Raw genomic sequence first — 15,735 nt, 5'->3', positions numbered from 1 at the left:
CCCCAGACACATGACTACGCGAATCGAACGACACCACTACGACGTCGTCGTCATCGGCGCGGGCGGCGCCGGGCTGCGGGCCGCCATCGAGGCCCGGCTGGCCGGCAAGAAGACCGCGATCATCTCGAAGTCGCTGTTCGGCAAGGCGCACACGGTCATGGCCGAGGGCGGCGCCGCGGCGGCGATGGGCAACGTGAACAGCCGCGACAACTGGATGGTGCACTTCGGTGACACCATGCGCGGCGGGAAGTTCCTGAACAACTTCCGGATGGCGGAGCTGCACGCCAAGGAGGCACCGGAGCGGATCTGGGAGCTGGAGACGTACGGGGCGCTGTTCGACCGTACGAAGGACGGCAAGATCTCCCAGCGCAACTTCGGCGGCCACGAGTACCCGCGCCTCGCCCACGTCGGCGACCGTACGGGCCTGGAGCTGATCCGTACGCTGCAGCAGAAGATCGTGTCGCTGCAGCAGGAGGACTTCGCCGAGACCGGGAGCTACGACTCGCGGATCCGGGTGTTCGCCGAGACGACGATCACGGAGCTGCTGCTCGAGGGTGACCGCATCGCGGGCGCGTTCGGCTACTACCGCGAGTCCGGCGAGTTCATCCTGCTGGAGGCGCCCGCGGTCGTGCTGGCCACCGGCGGCGTCGGGCGGTCGTACAAGGTGACCTCCAACTCGTGGGAGTACACCGGCGACGGTCACGCGCTGGCGCTGCGCGCCGGGGCGACGCTGATCAACATGGAGTTCCTGCAGTTCCACCCGACCGGCATGGTCTGGCCGCCGTCCGTCAAGGGCATCCTGGTCACCGAGTCGGTCCGCGGCGACGGTGGCGTGCTGCGCAACTCCGACGGCAAGCGGTTCATGTTCGACTACGTCCCCGACGTGTTCCGGCACCAGTACGCCGAGACCGAGGAGGAGGCGGACCGCTGGTACACCGACCCGGACAACAACCGCCGCCCGCCCGAGCTGCTGCCCCGCGACGAGGTGGCCCGCGCCATCAACAGCGAGGTCAAGGCGGGCCGCGGCACGAAGTCCGGCGGCGTGTTCCTCGACGTCTCCACCCGCATGCCGGCCGAGACGATCACCCGGCGGCTCCCGTCGATGTACCACCAGTTCAAGGAGCTGGCCGACGTCGACATCACCAAGGAGCCGATGGAGGTCGGCCCGACCTGCCACTACGTGATGGGCGGCGTCGAGGTCGACCCCGACACGGGTGCCGCGTTCGGCCACGTGGAGGGCCTGTTCGCGGCCGGCGAGGTGTCCGGCGGCATGCACGGCTCCAACCGGCTGGGCGGCAACTCGCTGTCCGACCTGCTGGTCTTCGGCAAGCGGGCGGGTGAGCACGCGGCCGCGTACACCGACGCGCTCCCCAAGCGCCCGAAGGTGTCGACCGCGGACGTCGAGGCCGCGGTCGACACCGCGCTCGCCCCGCTGAGCCGGGAGGGTGGCGAGAACCCGTACAAGCTGCAGCAGGACCTGCAGGCCGTGATGGGTGAGCTGGTCGGCATCATCCGCCGCGAGGCGGAGCTGACCGACGCGCTGAAGCGCCTGCAGGAGCTGAAGCCGCGGGTGGCGAACGTCGGCGCGACCGGCGGCCGGCGCTACAACCCGGGCTGGCACCTGGCCCTGGACCTGCGCAACATGCTCGTCGTCTCCGAGTGCACGGCGAAGGCCGCGCTGGAGCGCGAGGAGTCCCGCGGCGGCCACACCCGCGAGGACTTCCCGAAGATGAGCCCGCAATGGCGCACGGTGAACCTGGTCTGCTCGCTCGACGAGGCGGGCGACGTGCATCTCGAGCGCAAGCCGCTGCCGAAGATGCGCGACGAGCTCCTCCAGCTCTTCAAGCGCAGTGAGCTCAGCAAGTACCTGACCGATGAGGAGCTCGCCGAGTTCGACGCGATCACGACGGAGGCCACCCGATGAAGCGCCACTTCCGGATCTGGCGGGGCGACTCGTCCGGCGGCGAGATCCAGGACTTCCAGGTCGAGGTCAACGAGGGCGAGGTCGTGCTCGACGCCATCCACCGGCTGCAGGCCACCGAGGCGCCGGACCTGGCGTGCCGCTGGAACTGCAAGGCCGGCAAGTGCGGCTCGTGCTCGATGGAGATCAACGGCAAGCCGCGGCTGAGCTGCATGACCCGGATGTCGACGTTCGAGGAGAACGAGACGGTCACCATCACGCCGCTGCGCACCTTCCCGGTGATCCGCGACTTGGTGACCGACGTGTCCTTCAACTACGAGAAGGCCCGCGAGACGCCCGCGTTCGCGCCGCCGAAGGGTGTCGCACCCGGCGAATACCGGATGAAGCAGGTCGACGTCGAGCGCTCGCAGGAGTTCCGCAAGTGCATCGAGTGCTTCCTCTGCCAGAACACCTGCCACGTCGTCCGTGACCACGAGGAGAACAAGAAGGCGTTCAGCGGCCCGCGCTTCTTCATCCGCGCGGCCGAGCTGGACATGCACCCGCTGGACGACCGTACGGACCGCAAGGAGTACGCGCAGGCCAGCCAGGGCCTCGGCTACTGCAACATCACCAAGTGCTGCACCGAGGTCTGCCCCGAACACATCAAGATCACGGACAACGCCATCATCCCGATGAAGGAACGGGTGGTGGACCGCCGCTACGACCCGCTGGTCTGGCTCGGCCGCAAGATCTTCCGCCGCGACCAGCTCGACGGCAGCGGCTCGAACGGCAACGGTTCGCACGGCGCAGGCTCGCACGGCGGCGCTTCGCACGGCGGGTCCAGCTCCAACGGACAGTCGATGGCCCCGAGCACGTCCGAGGGCGCCACCGGGGTCGCGGCCGGGCTCGGCAAGTCGGGGGCCCCGCTGCCCCTCGCGCCGGCGCTCAACCCGGACGGCAAGCTCGACGTCGCCGAGCTGCTCGCCGAACGGCCGGGCGGCCCGTCGCCCTTCGGCGACGACCAGGAATTCCCGCTGCCGAACGTGACCTACAACCACCCCGAACCGGGCAAGGACTGATCGCGAGGGACCCGCTTTCCGGCGGGTCCCTCTCCTTTTCAGGTACGGATCCACCCGCCGGCAACCGCAGCACCCCGCCGGCGGCTCGCGGCATGCGGCACCGGGGCGTGACTACCCGCCCGGCTCCCAGATCATCATCCGACGGTGATGACCGAAGCCGTTCCGCAGATAGAAATCCACCGCGCGGCGCCCCGAGTGGACGGTCACATGCTCCAGCCCGCGCGCCCGCGCCTCGTCCAGGATCGCCGCCATCAGCGCAGCCCCGACGCCGCGATTGCGCTGCTCCTCGCGCACCATCACCGACTGGATGTCGCCGTACCACCGGGTCAGCACGCCGGCGCCCGGCACCCGCTCCGCGACATGCAGCCAGGCGGCGCCGACCACCTGCCCGTCGATCTCGGCGACGAACGGCAGGTGCGTCTCCGCGTGGGAAGCCACCCAGCCGGCGAACGCCGCGATCTCGCCCTCGTCGATGTCCCGCAGCTCGGCGAGCGCCGCCCCATCGGCCACGCCACCCTTTCTCACGATCATGGGAGACTTCTCAGCCGTCGACGACGACCACGCATGGCGCTGTACTCGTACACGAGTTCTAATGGCGGAGTAGAGTGGCCGCCGTGGGTGCTTATCAGCCGTCGATGCTCGACCTCATGGGTGGGTCCGGCCCGACCGTCGAGCCGCTCGCCGGCCGCCTCGTCCGGCACCGGTTGACCGCCGGCGCGTGGGTCGACGTGCTGCCCGGCTGGGTGCACGGCTCCGACGACGTCTTCCGGACGCTGCTGACCGAGGTCGACTGGCGGGCCGAGCGCCGCCAGATGTACGACGGCGTGGTCGACGTGCCGCGGCTGCTGCGCTGGTATGCCGGCGACGAGCAGTTGCCGCACCCGGCGCTCACCGAGGCGCGTGAGACCCTGTCCGCCCACTACCGCGCGGAGCTGGGCGAGCCGTTCGTGACCGCCGGCATGTGCCTGTACCGCGACGGCCGCGACAGCGTCGCCTGGCACGGTGACACGCTGGGCCGCTCGTCCCGCGAGGACACCATGGTGGCGATCGTGTCGTTCGGCTCGCCCCGCACCCTGATGTTGCGGCCCCGGGCGGGCGGCGCGGAGACGCTGCGGTTCCCGCAGGGCCACGGGGATCTGATCGTGATGGGCGGTTCCTGCCAGCGCACGTGGGAGCACGCGATCCCGAAGACGGCCAAGCCGGTCGGCCCGCGGGTGAGCGTGCAGTTCCGCCCGCTCAACGTCGCCTGAGGGGCAGGACGAGATTTTCTGAGAAGAAGCTGCATCCGTCCGCCGGGGTCGTGGCGAACATCCGGGTGAGGGCACCCGCCCACGGGGTCCACGACTTCACCGACGAAGGATGTGCGCAGATGAACGTGGCAAGACTGCTCGCTCGTACCGCCGCCACCGCCACCGCCGCCGTGCTGGCGGTCACCGCGGTGGGCGCCGCGGGCGCCTCCGCCCACGGCAAGACCGGCACCCGGTCGCTGGCCGCGGTCCTGACCAAGGACACGAGCGGCTTCGACCGCAACAGCCGCGACTTCGACGTCCTGACCGCCGCGGTGCTCGCCGTGCTGGACGCCAAGCCCGCCAGCCCGGTCAAGGTGCTCACCGACGGCAAGGTGGCGCTGACCGCGTTCGTGCCGACCGACGCGGCCTTCCAGAAGCTCGTCGCCGACCTCACGAACAGCCGCAAGCTGCCGAGCGAGCAGCAGGCCTTCACGGCCGTCGCGGGCCTGGACATCGACACGGTCGAGGCGGTGCTGCTCTACCACGTGGTCCCGGGCGCGACGATCGACCGCCGGGCGGCCCTGAAGTCCGACGGTGCGAAGCTCACCACGGCCGGCGGCGGCAAGATCACTGTGGACGTCACCCGCTGCTGGTACGGCCCCCGGTACATCCGCCTGATCGACGCGGACCGCTCGGACCGCGACCCGCGCGTGGTGAAGTACGACATCAACAAGGGCAACAAGCAGATCGCCCACGCCATCGACCGGGTGCTGCGCCCGTCCGACCTGCCGTAACGAGCATCTTCTTCGCGGTGGCCGCAGCGGGATCCGCGGCCACCGCGCTCGTTTGTGCCGGCCAGTGGGCCGGCTGTCTGACCAGTCCCCGCTGCGGGGCCGGCTGCGCGGGCAGGACCGGTGCCGCGACCCCGCCGCTCATGACGGCCTCCTGCCCGGCGATGATCCGGCGGATGAGGCCGATCGCGGCGCTCGCCGCCCTCGCCTCCACGGCGGCGTCGCCAGGGCGGTCGGGCCCGCCGGGTCCGCCGCGCCGAGGACCGCGACGGCCACCCACGCCGTCGAGGACGAGGAACGCCGTCCAGAGGCTCACCCTCCGGACGAGCACCGCACGGCCGGGGCGGCGCATGCCCCGGCCCTGGACGCGGTTGTCGGTGGCACGGTCGATCTCGTTGATCATCAGGATCGGGATGACCGCGACCATCGCCGAGCACTCCCTCCCCGTGGAGCCGATCGGCCTGCGCAGGATGCCGAGCCGTACGAGCTGCCGGAATTCGTTGACACCGATGCTTCGCGGGCCATTGACACCGCAGCGCAAGAACTTACACTCCAAGTGTAATTAGTTTGATCTCCGCAGGCTCCATCCAGGACACGTCCGCCCTCATCGCCGAGGTGACGATGACCATGCCCGCCGGCGAGGCCAGCCCCGGCCTCACCCTCCATCAGATAAGCGTCCGATTCGGCGGGCTGGTCGCCCTCGACGGCGTCTCCCTGCGCGTCGCGCCCGGCCGTACGGTCGGCGTCATCGGCCCCAACGGCGCCGGCAAGACCACCCTCTTCAACGTCGTGTGCGGGTTCGTCGCCCCCACCGGCGGAACCCTGACGTTCGACGGCCGGCCGCTGCGGCCGCGCCCGCACCGCCTCACGAGGCTCGGCATCGCCCGTACGCTGCAGGGGGTCGGGCTCTTCCCGAGCCTCACCGTGCTGGAGAACGTGCAGGTCGCCGCGCCCGGCGCGGCCGGCCGGGCCTGGGCCGAGCTGGAGCGGTGCGGCGTCGCCCAGCACGCCGGCACCCTGCCCGGACGCCTTCCGTACGCGGTCCGCAAACGCGTCTCGCTCGCCCGCGCCCTGGTGGCCGAGCCCCGGCTGCTCCTGCTGGACGAGCCGGCGGGCGGCCTCGGCGCCGAGGAGATCGAGGAGCTGCGCGAGCTCATCACCGGCCTGCCCTGCTCGGTGCTGCTCGTCGAGCACCACATGGACCTCGTCATGGCGGTGTGCGACGAGATCCTCGTGCTCGACTTCGGCAGACCCGTCGCCCACGGCACGCCGGACGAGATCCGCACGAACGAGGCCGTGGCCGACGCGTACCTGGGCGCCGCCACATGAGCGGGTTGCTGCACGTCGAGGGGTTGACGGCCGGGTACGGCGCCGCGCCCGTGCTCACCGGCATCGATCTGGACGTGGCGGCCGGCTCCATCACCGCGGTGCTCGGCGCGAACGGGGCCGGGAAGACGACGCTACTGCGTACGCTCTCGGGCTTGTTGCGGCCGACCGCGGGCCGCGTCCTCTTCGACGGCCTGGACCTGCGCGGGGTGAAGGTCGAGCAGATGGTGCGCCGAGGCATCGCGCACGTGCCGGAGGGCCGCGGCGTCGTCACGGAGCTCACCGTGGACGAGAACCTGCGCCTGGGCGGCCTGTGGCGGCGGGACCGGCCCGACGCCAAGCGCGCGCTCGACGAGGTGTACGAGCTCTTCGAGCCGCTGGCCCGCCGCCGCAGCTTCCCGGGTCATCAGTTGTCCGGCGGCGAGCGGCAGATGCTCGCGCTGGGCCGGGCGCTGGTCGGGCGGCCCCGGCTGTTGCTGCTGGACGAGCCGTCGCTGGGCCTGGCGCCGCGGGTGACCGCGCAGATCATGGCGTTGCTGCGCACCCTGCGCGACCGCAGCGGGCTGACCGTGCTGCTGGTGGAGCAGAACGTGCGCAGCGCACTCGCCGTCGCCGACGAGGCCGTCGTCATGTCGCTGGGGCGCGTCGTCACCCGGGGCACGTCGATCGACGACGAGCTCCGCCACGCGTACCTCGGTTTCTGAGGAGGAGGACCATGGACCGGTTCGTGTTTCTCACGTTCGACGGCCTGGGCCGGGGTGCGGTGTACGCCGCGTTCGCCCTGGCGCTGGTCCTGATCTGGCGGGCCACGAGGATCGTCAACTTCGCCCAGGGCGCGATGGCGGTGGCGACCGCGTACGCCGGCTACTCCGTGTCGTCCGCGACCGGCTCCTACTGGCTCGGCTTCGTCGTGGCGATCGCCGCGGGCCTGCTGCTGGGCGCGGTGACCGAGCGGCTGGTGATGCGGTTCGTCGACCACTCGTCGCCGCTCAACGGGGTCGTGGTGGCGCTCGGCCTCGTGCTGGTCATCCAGGGCGTGCTCGGCATGATCTACGGCAACGAGTACCGCCCGGCCGGCGCGCCGTTCAGCCGCGACGCGTTCGAGGTCGGCGGGGTGGCGCTGCTGTCGCGGTTCGACCTGTTCGTGTTCGCGGCGGTGGCCACCGTGGTGGTCCTGCTCGCGCTGCTGTTCACGCGTACGGCGATCGGCCTGCGCATGCGCGCCTCGGCCTTCGCGCCCGACGTCTCCCGGCTGCTCGGCGTGAACGTCGGCGGCATGCTGACGCTGGGCTGGGCGCTGGCGGCGGCGGTCGGCTCGCTCGCCGGGATGCTGGTGCTCCCCACCGAGCTGGGCCTGCACCCCAACGCGATGGACATCGTCTTCGTCTCGTCGTTCACCGCCGCGGTCGTCGGCGGCCTGGACAGCGCGGTCGGCTCGGTGGTCGGCGGGCTGATCGTCGGCCTGCTGCTGTCGTACGTGAGCGGCTATCTGGGCGCCACGGTCGCGCCGATCGCGGTTCTCGTCCTCCTCGTCGTGGTGCTCCTGGGCCGTCCGGGCGGGCTCTTCTCCCGATCGGCGGCGAGGGCGGTATGAGCATCGTGCGGGAACGCGTCAGCACGGGGCCGGCCGTCACCCCCACCCGGGATCGCCCCTGGAAGCTGCGGTATCTGCTGTGGACGGTCGGCGGCGCGGTGGCGGTCGTGGCGCTGACGTACGCCCTCCCGCCCTTCCGGACCTACCAGCTGGCGACCATCGGGGCGTACCTCTGTGTCACGGCCGGCCTCACGGTGCTCACCGGTCTGAACGGGCAGCTGTCGCTCGGGCACGGCGCGCTGATGGCGACGGGCGCGTACACGGTCGCTCTGTTGCAGGACAAGCTGGCCGGCCGGGGGCAGTGGACGCTGCTGGTCTCCGTCCTGGCGGCGGTCGCGCTGGCCACCGTGGCCGGTGCGGTCGTGGGCCTGGCGGCGGCCCGGTTGCGCGGGCCCTATCTCGCCGGGCTGACGCTCGCGGTGGCGGTGGTCGTGCCGGCCATCACGAGCACCTTCGACACCACGTTCAACAGCGACCAGGGCCTGTCCGTGGTGCTCGATCCGCCGCCCGGCACGATCCCGGTCGAGCGGTGGCAGGCGTGGCTGTGCTGGACCGGCGCCCTTCTGACGATGCTCACGCTCGCGGTGCTCGTCCGGGGCCGCTTCGGCCGCGAGATGCGGGCGGTACGCGACGACGAGACCGCCGCGCGGCTCGCGGGCGTCGGCGTCGCCCGTACCCAGGTCCTGACGTTCGTGGTGAGCGCGGCCTGCGCCGGCCTCGGCGGCGCGCTCGTCGCGGTCCTCGCCCAGAGCGTGTCCCCCGGCGCGTTCCCGCTGACCCTCTCGCTCTTCCTGGTCATGGCCATCGTCATCGGCGGGCTCGGCAGCCTGGCCGGCGCGTTCTGGGGCGCGGTGCTGCTGGTCGCGCTCCCGGCCCTGGCCCACACGGTCACCGAGGGCATCGACGCGCAGCGGCTGGAGGGCAACCTGCCGCTCGCGCTGTTCGGCGTGACCCTCGTCGTCGTCATGCTCGCCGCTCCCGGCGGCATCGCATCGCTCAATCCCTTGAGACGCATATCGCTCCATCCCCTCACACGCATAAGGAGAAAGGCATGAGGCGTACTTCGACCGCCCTCGTCGCGCTGGCCCTGGTGGCCGCGGCGACCGCCTGCAGCGACAGCGGCGGTGGCGGCAGCAGCTCGAACACCCCCGGCGTGACCGGATCCGAGATCGTCGTCGGCACGCACATGCCGCTCACCGGCCCGGCCGCGGCCGGTTACTCGAAGATCGCGCCGGCGTCCAAGGCGTACTTCGACTACGTGAACGCGAACGGCGGCGTGCACGGCCGGAAGATCACCTACAAGATCATGGACGACACCTACAACCCGGCCACCACCCAGCAGGTCGTCCGCGAGCTCGTGCTGCAGGACAAGGTGTTCGCGATCCTCAACGGCCTGGGCACCCCGACCCACACCGGCGTGCTGGACTTCCTGAAGACCAACCGGGTGCCGGACCTCTTCGTGGCCTCGGGCAGCCGCAGCTGGAACCAGCCGGACAAGTACCCGGGCACGTTCGGCTTCAACGTCGACTACACCGTCGAGGGCAAGATCCTGGCGACGCACGTCAAGCAGACCCAGGCCGGCAAGAAGGTGTGCTTCCTGGGGCAGGACGACGACTTCGGCCGCGACGCGCTGGCCGGCATCGAGAAGATCCTCGGCCCGGTGGCCGCCAAGCAGTCGTACGTCACCAGCAACCCCAACGTCGGCCCGCAGATGGGCGCGCTCAAGCAGGCCGGCTGCCAGGTCGTCATGCTCGCCACCGTCCCGGGCTTCACCGCGCTGAGCCTCGGCACCGCGTCGAAGATCGGCTTCAAGCCGCAGTTCGTCGTCTCTCAGGTCGGCGCGGACCTCACCACGCTGAAGAAGCAGCTCGGGCCGGCGGCGCCGCTGACCGAGGGGCTGATCTCGGACAACTACCTGCCGCTGAGCACCGACGACGCGAACCCGTGGATCCAGCTCTACAAACGAGTCAACTCGCAGTACAACGGCAACGCCGAGTTCGACAACAACGTCGTCTACGGCATGTCGGTCGCGTACCTGTTCGTGCAGACGTTGCAGGCGGCCGGGAAGGATCTGACCCGCGACGGGCTCATCGCCGCGGTGGAGAAGGGCGGCTTCCAGGGCCCCGGCATGGCCCCGCTGCGGTTCTCCAAGACCGATCATTCCGGGTACGGCGGGATGAAGATGAGCCGCGTGCAGGGCGGCGAGCAGGCGTACTTCGGCACGGTGTACCAGACGGACGACGCAGACGGGGCGGTGCAGCCGTACACGGCGGCCCCGGCGGTCCCGCCGTCGAACGGGATCCCCGCCGCTCCGTAGCGGATCCGAGGTGAATCGGTAAAGGAAGCGAAATGGTTGCGGCCCGCCGCCGGCCGATGCAGGGTTGGCGGCGGGGAAGTTACCCGTTAGTATTTCGCACTCTAAGTGCACATTCTTTGGGGGTTCTGGCCGGATGTCGAAGCTCTCGGGCGCCGTCGCGATCGTGACGGGCGCCAGCCGTGGAATCGGGTTCGCCATCGCCCAACGCTTCATCGCCGAGGGTGCGAAGGTCTGCATCACCGGCCGGGACGCGCAGGCGCTCGAGTCCGCGGTCAAGGACCTGGGCGGCCCCGAGGTCGCCATCGCGGTCCCCGGCAAGGGCGACGACGCCGACCACCGCGCGGCGGTCGTGGACACCGTGCTCGGCGCGTTCGGCCCGGTGTCGGTGCTGGTCAACAACATCGGCATCAACCCGGCCTACGGGCCGCTCGGCACGCTCGACCTGGGCGCGGCACGCAAGATGCTCGACGTCAACGTGCTCGGCACGCTGGGCTGGGTGCAGGAGGCGCTGCGCGGGGGCCTCGCCGACACCGGCGGGTCGATCGTCAACATCTCCTCGATCTCGGGGCTGCGCCCGGCGCCCGGCATCGCGTTCTACGGCGTGACCAAGGCCGCGCTCATCCACCTGACCGAGGAGCTGGCCGTCGAGCTGGCTCCCACGGTCCGGGTCAACGCGGTCGCGCCCGCCGTGGTCAAGACGAAGTTCGCCACCGCGCTGTACGAGGGGCGCGAGGACGAGGTCGCCGCCACGTACCCGCTGCGCCGCCTCGGCGTGCCCGAGGACGTGGCGGGCGCGGTGGCGTTCCTCTGCTCGCCGGACGCCGCCTGGATCACCGGTCAGACGCTGGTCATCGACGGCGGCGTCACGCTCACCGGGTCGGTCCAGTGACGGCCCGGTTCCCGCGGGTCGTCGTCACCGGGGCGGGCGGGGGCATCGGCGCGGCGCTGGCCCGCCGCTTCGCCGCCGACGGCGCCCGGGTCGTCGTGAACGACCTCGACGCGGCGGCCGCGCAGGCCGTGGCCGCCGACATCGGTGGCCTGGCCGTCCCGGGCGACGTCGCGAACGAGGCGGACGTGCGCCGCCTCGTCGACACGGCGTGGGACGAGCTGGGCGGCTGCGACCTCTTCTGCGCCAACGCCGGCATCCTCACCGCGGGCTCGGCCGACGCTCCCGACGCCGACTGGGAGAAGGCGTGGCAGGTCAACGTCATGTCCCATGTGTACGTGGCCCGCGCCCTGCTCCCCCGCTGGCTCGACAGCGAAACCGGCCACGGCGGCCGGCTGCTGTTCACCGTGTCCGCCGCAGGGCTGCTCACGCTGCTCGGCTCGGCGCCGTACTCGGTCACCAAGCACGCCGCGCTGGGCTTCGCCGAATGGCTGCGCGCCACGTACGCCCACCGCGGCGTCACCGTGCAGGCGCTGTGCCCGCAGGGCGTCAACACGGCGATGATGGTCGACGGCGGGCGGAGCGCCAGCAAGGCGCTCCTCGCGGCGGGCGCGATCGAGCCGGAGGACGTCGCCGAGACGGTGGTGGAGGGTCTCGCGGGCGACAGCTTCCTGATCCTGCCGCACCCCGAGGTGGCCGAGTTCTACCAGCGCCGGGCCACCGACCCCGACCGCTGGCTGGGCGGCATGAACAAGATCCAGCGCGGCTTCGACGCGGCGGCGATGCCGTGAGCGGGCCGCGCGGACTCGACCTGGAGAAGCTGCAGGCGTACCTGGGCTTGCCGCCGCTGAGCGCCACGATGTTCGCCGGCGGGCGCTCCAACCTCACGTACGCGGTCACCGACGGCACCCACCGCTGGGTGCTGCGCCGGCCGCCGCTCGGGCACGTGCTGCCCACCGCGCACGACATGTCCCGCGAGCACAAGGTGCTGGCGGCGCTGTCGCAGGCCGGGTTCCCCGCGCCGGCGCCCGTACGCCTGTGCACCGACCCGGACGTCATCGGCGCCCCGTTCTACCTGATGGAGCACGTCGACGGGACGATCTACCGCGACGTCGCCGTGCTGGACGCCATGGGTCCGGAAGCCATGCGGCGGCTCACGCTGTCGCTGGTGGACACCCTCGCCGACCTGCACGCGCTGGACCCGGCGGCGATCGGGCTGGGCGACTTCGGCCGGCCCGAGGGCTTCAACGAGCGGCAGGTACGCCGCTGGAAGAAGCAGCTCGACGCCTCCCGCAGCCGGGACGTGCCGGGCATCGAGGAGCTGCACGCGCGCCTCGCCGCGGACATCCCGGCGGGCGGGCCGGGCTCGGTCGTGCACGGCGACTACCGCCTCGACAACGTCCTGATCGGCGAGCAGCTGCAGGTCAACGCCGTGCTGGACTGGGAGATGTCGACGCTCGGCGACCCGCTCAGCGACGTCGCCCTGATGCTCGTCTACGCCGGGCGCCCGCTGCTGCTGCCCGACCGCACGCCGCTGTCCGTGCCCGGGCACCCGAGCCTGGCGGAGATCGGCGAGCACTACGCCAAGCGGTCCGGCCGCGACGTCTCCGACCTGCACTGGTACGTGGCATTCGCCGCGTTCAAGCTGGCCGTGATCCTCGAGGGCGTGCACTACCGCTACGTGCAGGGCCAGACGGTCGGCGAGGGCTTCGACACCGTCGGCGCGATGGTGGCACCGCTCGTCGCGCAGGGACACGAGTCGCTGGAGGACAACTGATGGACTTCGCGTACGACGAGAAGACCGAGGACTACCGCAAGCGGCTGCTCGCCTTCATGGACGAGTACGTCTACCCCGCGGAGGACGGCTTCCACGGGTCGTACCGCGGTGACTGGTCGCCGCCGCCCGCGCTGGCCCCGCTGCGGGAGCGGGCCAAGGCCGCCGGCCTGTGGAACCTGTTCCTGCCGGGCGAGCACGGCGCCGGCCTGACCAACCTGCAGTACGCGCCGCTGGCCGAGCTGACCGGCCGGAGCCCGTCGATCGCCCCGGCGGCGCTGAACTGCGCGGCCCCGGACACCGGCAACATGGAGGTCCTCGCCGAGTTCGGCAGCCCCGAGCAGCGGGAGCGCTGGCTGCGTCCGCTGCTGGACGGGACGATCCGCTCGGCGTTCGCGATGACCGAGCCGCAGGTCGCTTCCTCGGACGCGACGAACATCGGCACCCGCATCGAGCGCGACGGCGACGAGTACGTCATCACCGGCCGCAAGTTCTACATCTCCGGCGCGATGAACCCGGACTGCCGGATCTTCATCGTGATGGGCAAGACCGACCCCGAGGCCGCCCGGCACGTGCAGCAGAGCATGATCCTCGTGCCCCGGGACACCCCGGGCCTGACGGTCAAGCGGGGCATGACGGTGTTCGGCTACGACGACGGCGACCACGGCGGCCACGCGGAGATGATCTTCGACGGGGTGCGCGTACCGGTGAGCAACCTGATCGGCGAGGAGGGCTCCGGCTTCGCGATCTCGCAGGCGCGGCTGGGACCCGGCCGCATCCACCACTGCATGCGGCTCATCGGCATGGCTGAACGGGCGCTGGAGCTGATGTGCACGCGGGCGCTGGCCCGTACGGCGTTCGGCAAGCCCCTCGCCGAGCAGGGCGTGGTGCAGGAGTGGATCGCGGAGTCCCGGGTCCGCATCGAGCAGGCGCGCCTGCTGGTGCTGAAGGCGGCCTGGCTGATGGACACCGTCGGCAACAAGGGCGCGCACACCGAGATCCAGGCCATCAAGATCGTCGTACCGGCCACCGCCGAGTGGATCCTCGACAAGGCCATCCAGGCCCACGGCGCGGCCGGCGTCGGCCAGGACACCCCGCTGGCCCGGCTGTGGGCGGCGGCCCGTACCCTGCGGCTGGCGGACGGCCCGGACGAGGTCCACAAGCGATCGCTGGCCCGCCGGGAGCTCAAGCGCTACCGGAGCGCCTGATGCCGGGCCGCGCCCGCTCCCATCCGGCCCCGCTCTCCGGGCCGGTCCACCGTACGAGCCACCACCACCGGAGCTACTGATGCCGGCCGCCTCACCCCGCCCGCCCCAGCGCATCGACGGCCGCACGGCCCGCTCGGAGCGCACCCGCAGCGCGATCGTCGAGGCGCACGTCGCCCTCATCCGCGAGGGCGACCTGCGTCCCACCGCGGACCGCATCGCCAAGCAGGCCGGCGTCAGCCTGCGCGCGCTGTGGAGCCACTTCGCGGACATGGAGGCGCTGTTCGCCGCCAGCGGCCAGCTCATCCTCGAGCAGCGCGACGAGACGTACGACCCGGTCCCGACCGACCTGCCCCTCGACCGGCGCATCGAGGCGTACTGCCACCAGCGCGCCCGCATGCTGGAGCAGATCGCCCCGATCGCCAAGGCGTCGTCGCTCAAGGAGCCGTTCTCCCCCGCCCTGCAGAGCTACCGCCGCGTGCACATCCAGCGGGTCCGGGACGAGCTGTGCACGCTCTTCGCCCGCGAGATCGGCGACGACGAGGCACTGCTGAACGCGCTGACGGCGGCCGGCATGTGGCCCACCTGGGGCACCCTGCGCGACGCGATGGGCCTCGACGTGGACGCGGCCCGGCAGGTCCTCACGCGCACGGTCACGGCCCTGCTCACCCTGCGGTGACAGCCTGGGCGAGGGAGACGGCGAACCAGCCCTGCGGGTCCGTCCACCACTCGCGCAGTGCGAAGCCGGCCGCCGCCAGTTCCGCCGCCAGCCCTTCGCGGCGGAACTTCGCGGAGATCTCCGTACGCATCTCCTCGCCCTCGGCGTAGTCGACGGTGAGCCCGAGCTCCGGGATCGTGACCCGCTGGGCCGTACGGGCGCGCAGCCGCATCTCGATCCACTCGTTGCGCGCGTCCCAGAGGGCCACGTGGTCGTACGCGTCCACGTCGAAGTCCGCGCCCAGCCGCGAGTTGATCACGCGCAGCACGTTGCGGTTGAAGTCGGCCGTCACACCCGCCGCGTCGTCGTACGCGGGCACCACGATCGCCGGGTCCTTGACGAGGTCGGTGCCGAGCAGCAGCCATTCACCCTCGCCGAGCACCGCACGCAGGTCCCGCAGGAACGTCGCCCGTTCCGCCGGTACGAGGTTGCCGATCGTGCCGCCGAGGAAGGCCACCACCCGGTTGTCGCCGTCCGGGATGTGCTGGAGGTGGCGGGTCATGTCCCCGACGACGCCGCGTACGGCCAGGTCCGGGTAGTCGGCGGTGAGCCCGGCGACCGCCTCGCGCAGCGCCGCCTCGGACACGTCGAGCGGTGCGAACGCGCCGAGCGTGCCGTGGCGCAGCAGCGCGTCGAGCAGCAGGCGGGTCTTCTCCGACGAGCCGGAGCCGAGCTCGACCAGCGTCTTGGCGTCGGTGAGCGCGGCGACGTCGGCGGCGTGGCCGGCCAGGATCGCCCGCTCGGTACGGGTCGGGTAGTACTCGGGCAGCCGGGTGATCTCCTCGAACAGCTCGCTGCCGCGGGCGTCGTAGAACCACTTCGGCGGCAGCCACTTGGCCGGCGCGGTCAGGCCGGTGGCCACGTCCGCGCGCAGGTGCCGGGCGATGTCCTGTTCGTCGAGGTGCACGTCCAACAT

General features: G+C 71.5%; 16 protein-coding genes. 14 read left to right on the top strand and 2 right to left on the bottom strand.

Translation table 11 applies throughout. The features are described 5' to 3' along the window. The first annotated feature begins 10 nt into the window (after nucleotides 1-10). Both COUCH_RS05090 and COUCH_RS05085 read left to right on the top strand, forming a co-directional pair. On the top strand, nucleotides 11-1,924 hold the full coding sequence (locus COUCH_RS05090) for a fumarate reductase/succinate dehydrogenase flavoprotein subunit (protein ID WP_249610938.1): 1,914 nt from the start codon (nucleotides 11-13) through the stop codon (nucleotides 1,922-1,924). After that, nucleotides 1,921-2,979 carry a succinate dehydrogenase/fumarate reductase iron-sulfur subunit gene (locus COUCH_RS05085; protein WP_249610937.1) on the top strand — a complete coding sequence of 353 codons (1,059 nt, stop codon included), beginning with the start codon at nucleotides 1,921-1,923 and terminating at the stop codon, nucleotides 2,977-2,979. Before COUCH_RS05090 ends, COUCH_RS05085 begins: the two co-directional genes overlap by 4 nt. Before the next feature lie 111 nt (nucleotides 2,980-3,090). Here COUCH_RS05085 and COUCH_RS05080 read toward each other — a convergent pair whose 3' ends face one another. Further along, on the bottom strand, nucleotides 3,091-3,510 hold the full coding sequence (locus tag COUCH_RS05080; RefSeq protein WP_249610936.1) for a GNAT family N-acetyltransferase: 420 nt from the start codon (nucleotides 3,508-3,510) through the stop codon (nucleotides 3,091-3,093). A gap of 104 nt (nucleotides 3,511-3,614) precedes the next feature. Between COUCH_RS05080 and COUCH_RS05075 the strand changes: the two genes are divergently transcribed. The 12 genes from COUCH_RS05075 (at nucleotide 3,615) to COUCH_RS05020 (ending at nucleotide 14,780) form a co-directional block, all read left to right on the top strand. Beyond that, on the top strand, nucleotides 3,615-4,229 hold the full coding sequence (locus COUCH_RS05075) for an alpha-ketoglutarate-dependent dioxygenase AlkB (protein WP_249613569.1): 615 nt from the start codon (nucleotides 3,615-3,617) through the stop codon (nucleotides 4,227-4,229). Nucleotides 4,230-4,348: 119 nt separating this feature from the next. Beyond that, entirely contained in the window at nucleotides 4,349-5,002 is a 654-nt protein-coding gene (locus COUCH_RS05070; protein WP_249610935.1) for a fasciclin domain-containing protein, read from the top strand. A gap of 618 nt (nucleotides 5,003-5,620) precedes the next feature. Further along, a complete protein-coding gene (locus COUCH_RS05065; protein WP_249613568.1) occupies nucleotides 5,621-6,328 on the top strand; it encodes an ABC transporter ATP-binding protein in 708 nt (235 codons plus the stop codon). Then, nucleotides 6,325-7,029, top strand: coding sequence for an ABC transporter ATP-binding protein (locus COUCH_RS05060; protein ID WP_249610934.1), 705 nt, complete (start codon nucleotides 6,325-6,327; stop codon nucleotides 7,027-7,029). Before COUCH_RS05065 ends, COUCH_RS05060 begins: the two co-directional genes overlap by 4 nt. An 11-nt stretch (nucleotides 7,030-7,040) precedes the next feature. After that, on the top strand, nucleotides 7,041-7,919 hold the full coding sequence (locus COUCH_RS05055; protein ID WP_249610933.1) for a branched-chain amino acid ABC transporter permease: 879 nt from the start codon (nucleotides 7,041-7,043) through the stop codon (nucleotides 7,917-7,919). After that, complete coding sequence (locus COUCH_RS05050) at nucleotides 7,916-8,974, top strand: branched-chain amino acid ABC transporter permease (RefSeq protein ID WP_249610932.1); 1,059 nt, start codon at nucleotides 7,916-7,918, stop codon at nucleotides 8,972-8,974. The genes COUCH_RS05055 and COUCH_RS05050 overlap by 4 nt, the downstream gene beginning before the upstream one ends. Beyond that, nucleotides 8,971-10,236, top strand: coding sequence for an ABC transporter substrate-binding protein (locus tag COUCH_RS05045; RefSeq protein WP_249610931.1), 1,266 nt, complete (start codon nucleotides 8,971-8,973; stop codon nucleotides 10,234-10,236). Before COUCH_RS05050 ends, COUCH_RS05045 begins: the two co-directional genes overlap by 4 nt. Before the next feature lie 133 nt (nucleotides 10,237-10,369). Next, entirely contained in the window at nucleotides 10,370-11,125 is a 756-nt protein-coding gene (locus tag COUCH_RS05040; RefSeq protein WP_249610930.1) for an SDR family oxidoreductase, read from the top strand. Further along, nucleotides 11,122-11,913, top strand: a complete 792-nt coding sequence (locus tag COUCH_RS05035; RefSeq protein WP_249610929.1) for an SDR family oxidoreductase — start codon at nucleotides 11,122-11,124, stop codon at nucleotides 11,911-11,913. The genes COUCH_RS05040 and COUCH_RS05035 overlap by 4 nt, the downstream gene beginning before the upstream one ends. Beyond that, nucleotides 11,910-12,899: a phosphotransferase family protein gene (locus tag COUCH_RS05030; RefSeq protein WP_249610928.1), complete on the top strand. Its 990-nt coding sequence runs from the start codon at nucleotides 11,910-11,912 to the stop codon at nucleotides 12,897-12,899. Before COUCH_RS05035 ends, COUCH_RS05030 begins: the two co-directional genes overlap by 4 nt. Then, nucleotides 12,899-14,104: an acyl-CoA dehydrogenase family protein gene (locus COUCH_RS05025; RefSeq protein WP_249610927.1), complete on the top strand. Its 1,206-nt coding sequence runs from the start codon at nucleotides 12,899-12,901 to the stop codon at nucleotides 14,102-14,104. The genes COUCH_RS05030 and COUCH_RS05025 overlap by 1 nt, the downstream gene beginning before the upstream one ends. Nucleotides 14,105-14,183: 79 nt before the next feature. Next, a complete protein-coding gene (locus tag COUCH_RS05020) occupies nucleotides 14,184-14,780 on the top strand; it encodes a TetR/AcrR family transcriptional regulator (protein ID WP_249610926.1) in 597 nt (198 codons plus the stop codon). On the opposite strand, the gene egtD is transcribed toward COUCH_RS05020, so the two are convergent. Then, entirely contained in the window at nucleotides 14,767-15,735 is a 969-nt protein-coding gene (gene egtD / locus COUCH_RS05015) for an L-histidine N(alpha)-methyltransferase (RefSeq protein ID WP_249610925.1), read from the bottom strand. The genes COUCH_RS05020 and egtD overlap by 14 nt on opposite strands.

It is taken from the genome of Couchioplanes caeruleus (genome assembly GCF_023499255.1).
GTDB lineage: Bacteria > Actinomycetota > Actinomycetes > Mycobacteriales > Micromonosporaceae > Actinoplanes > Actinoplanes caeruleus_A.
This window is presented reverse-complemented; position numbering and strand designations above follow the sequence as displayed.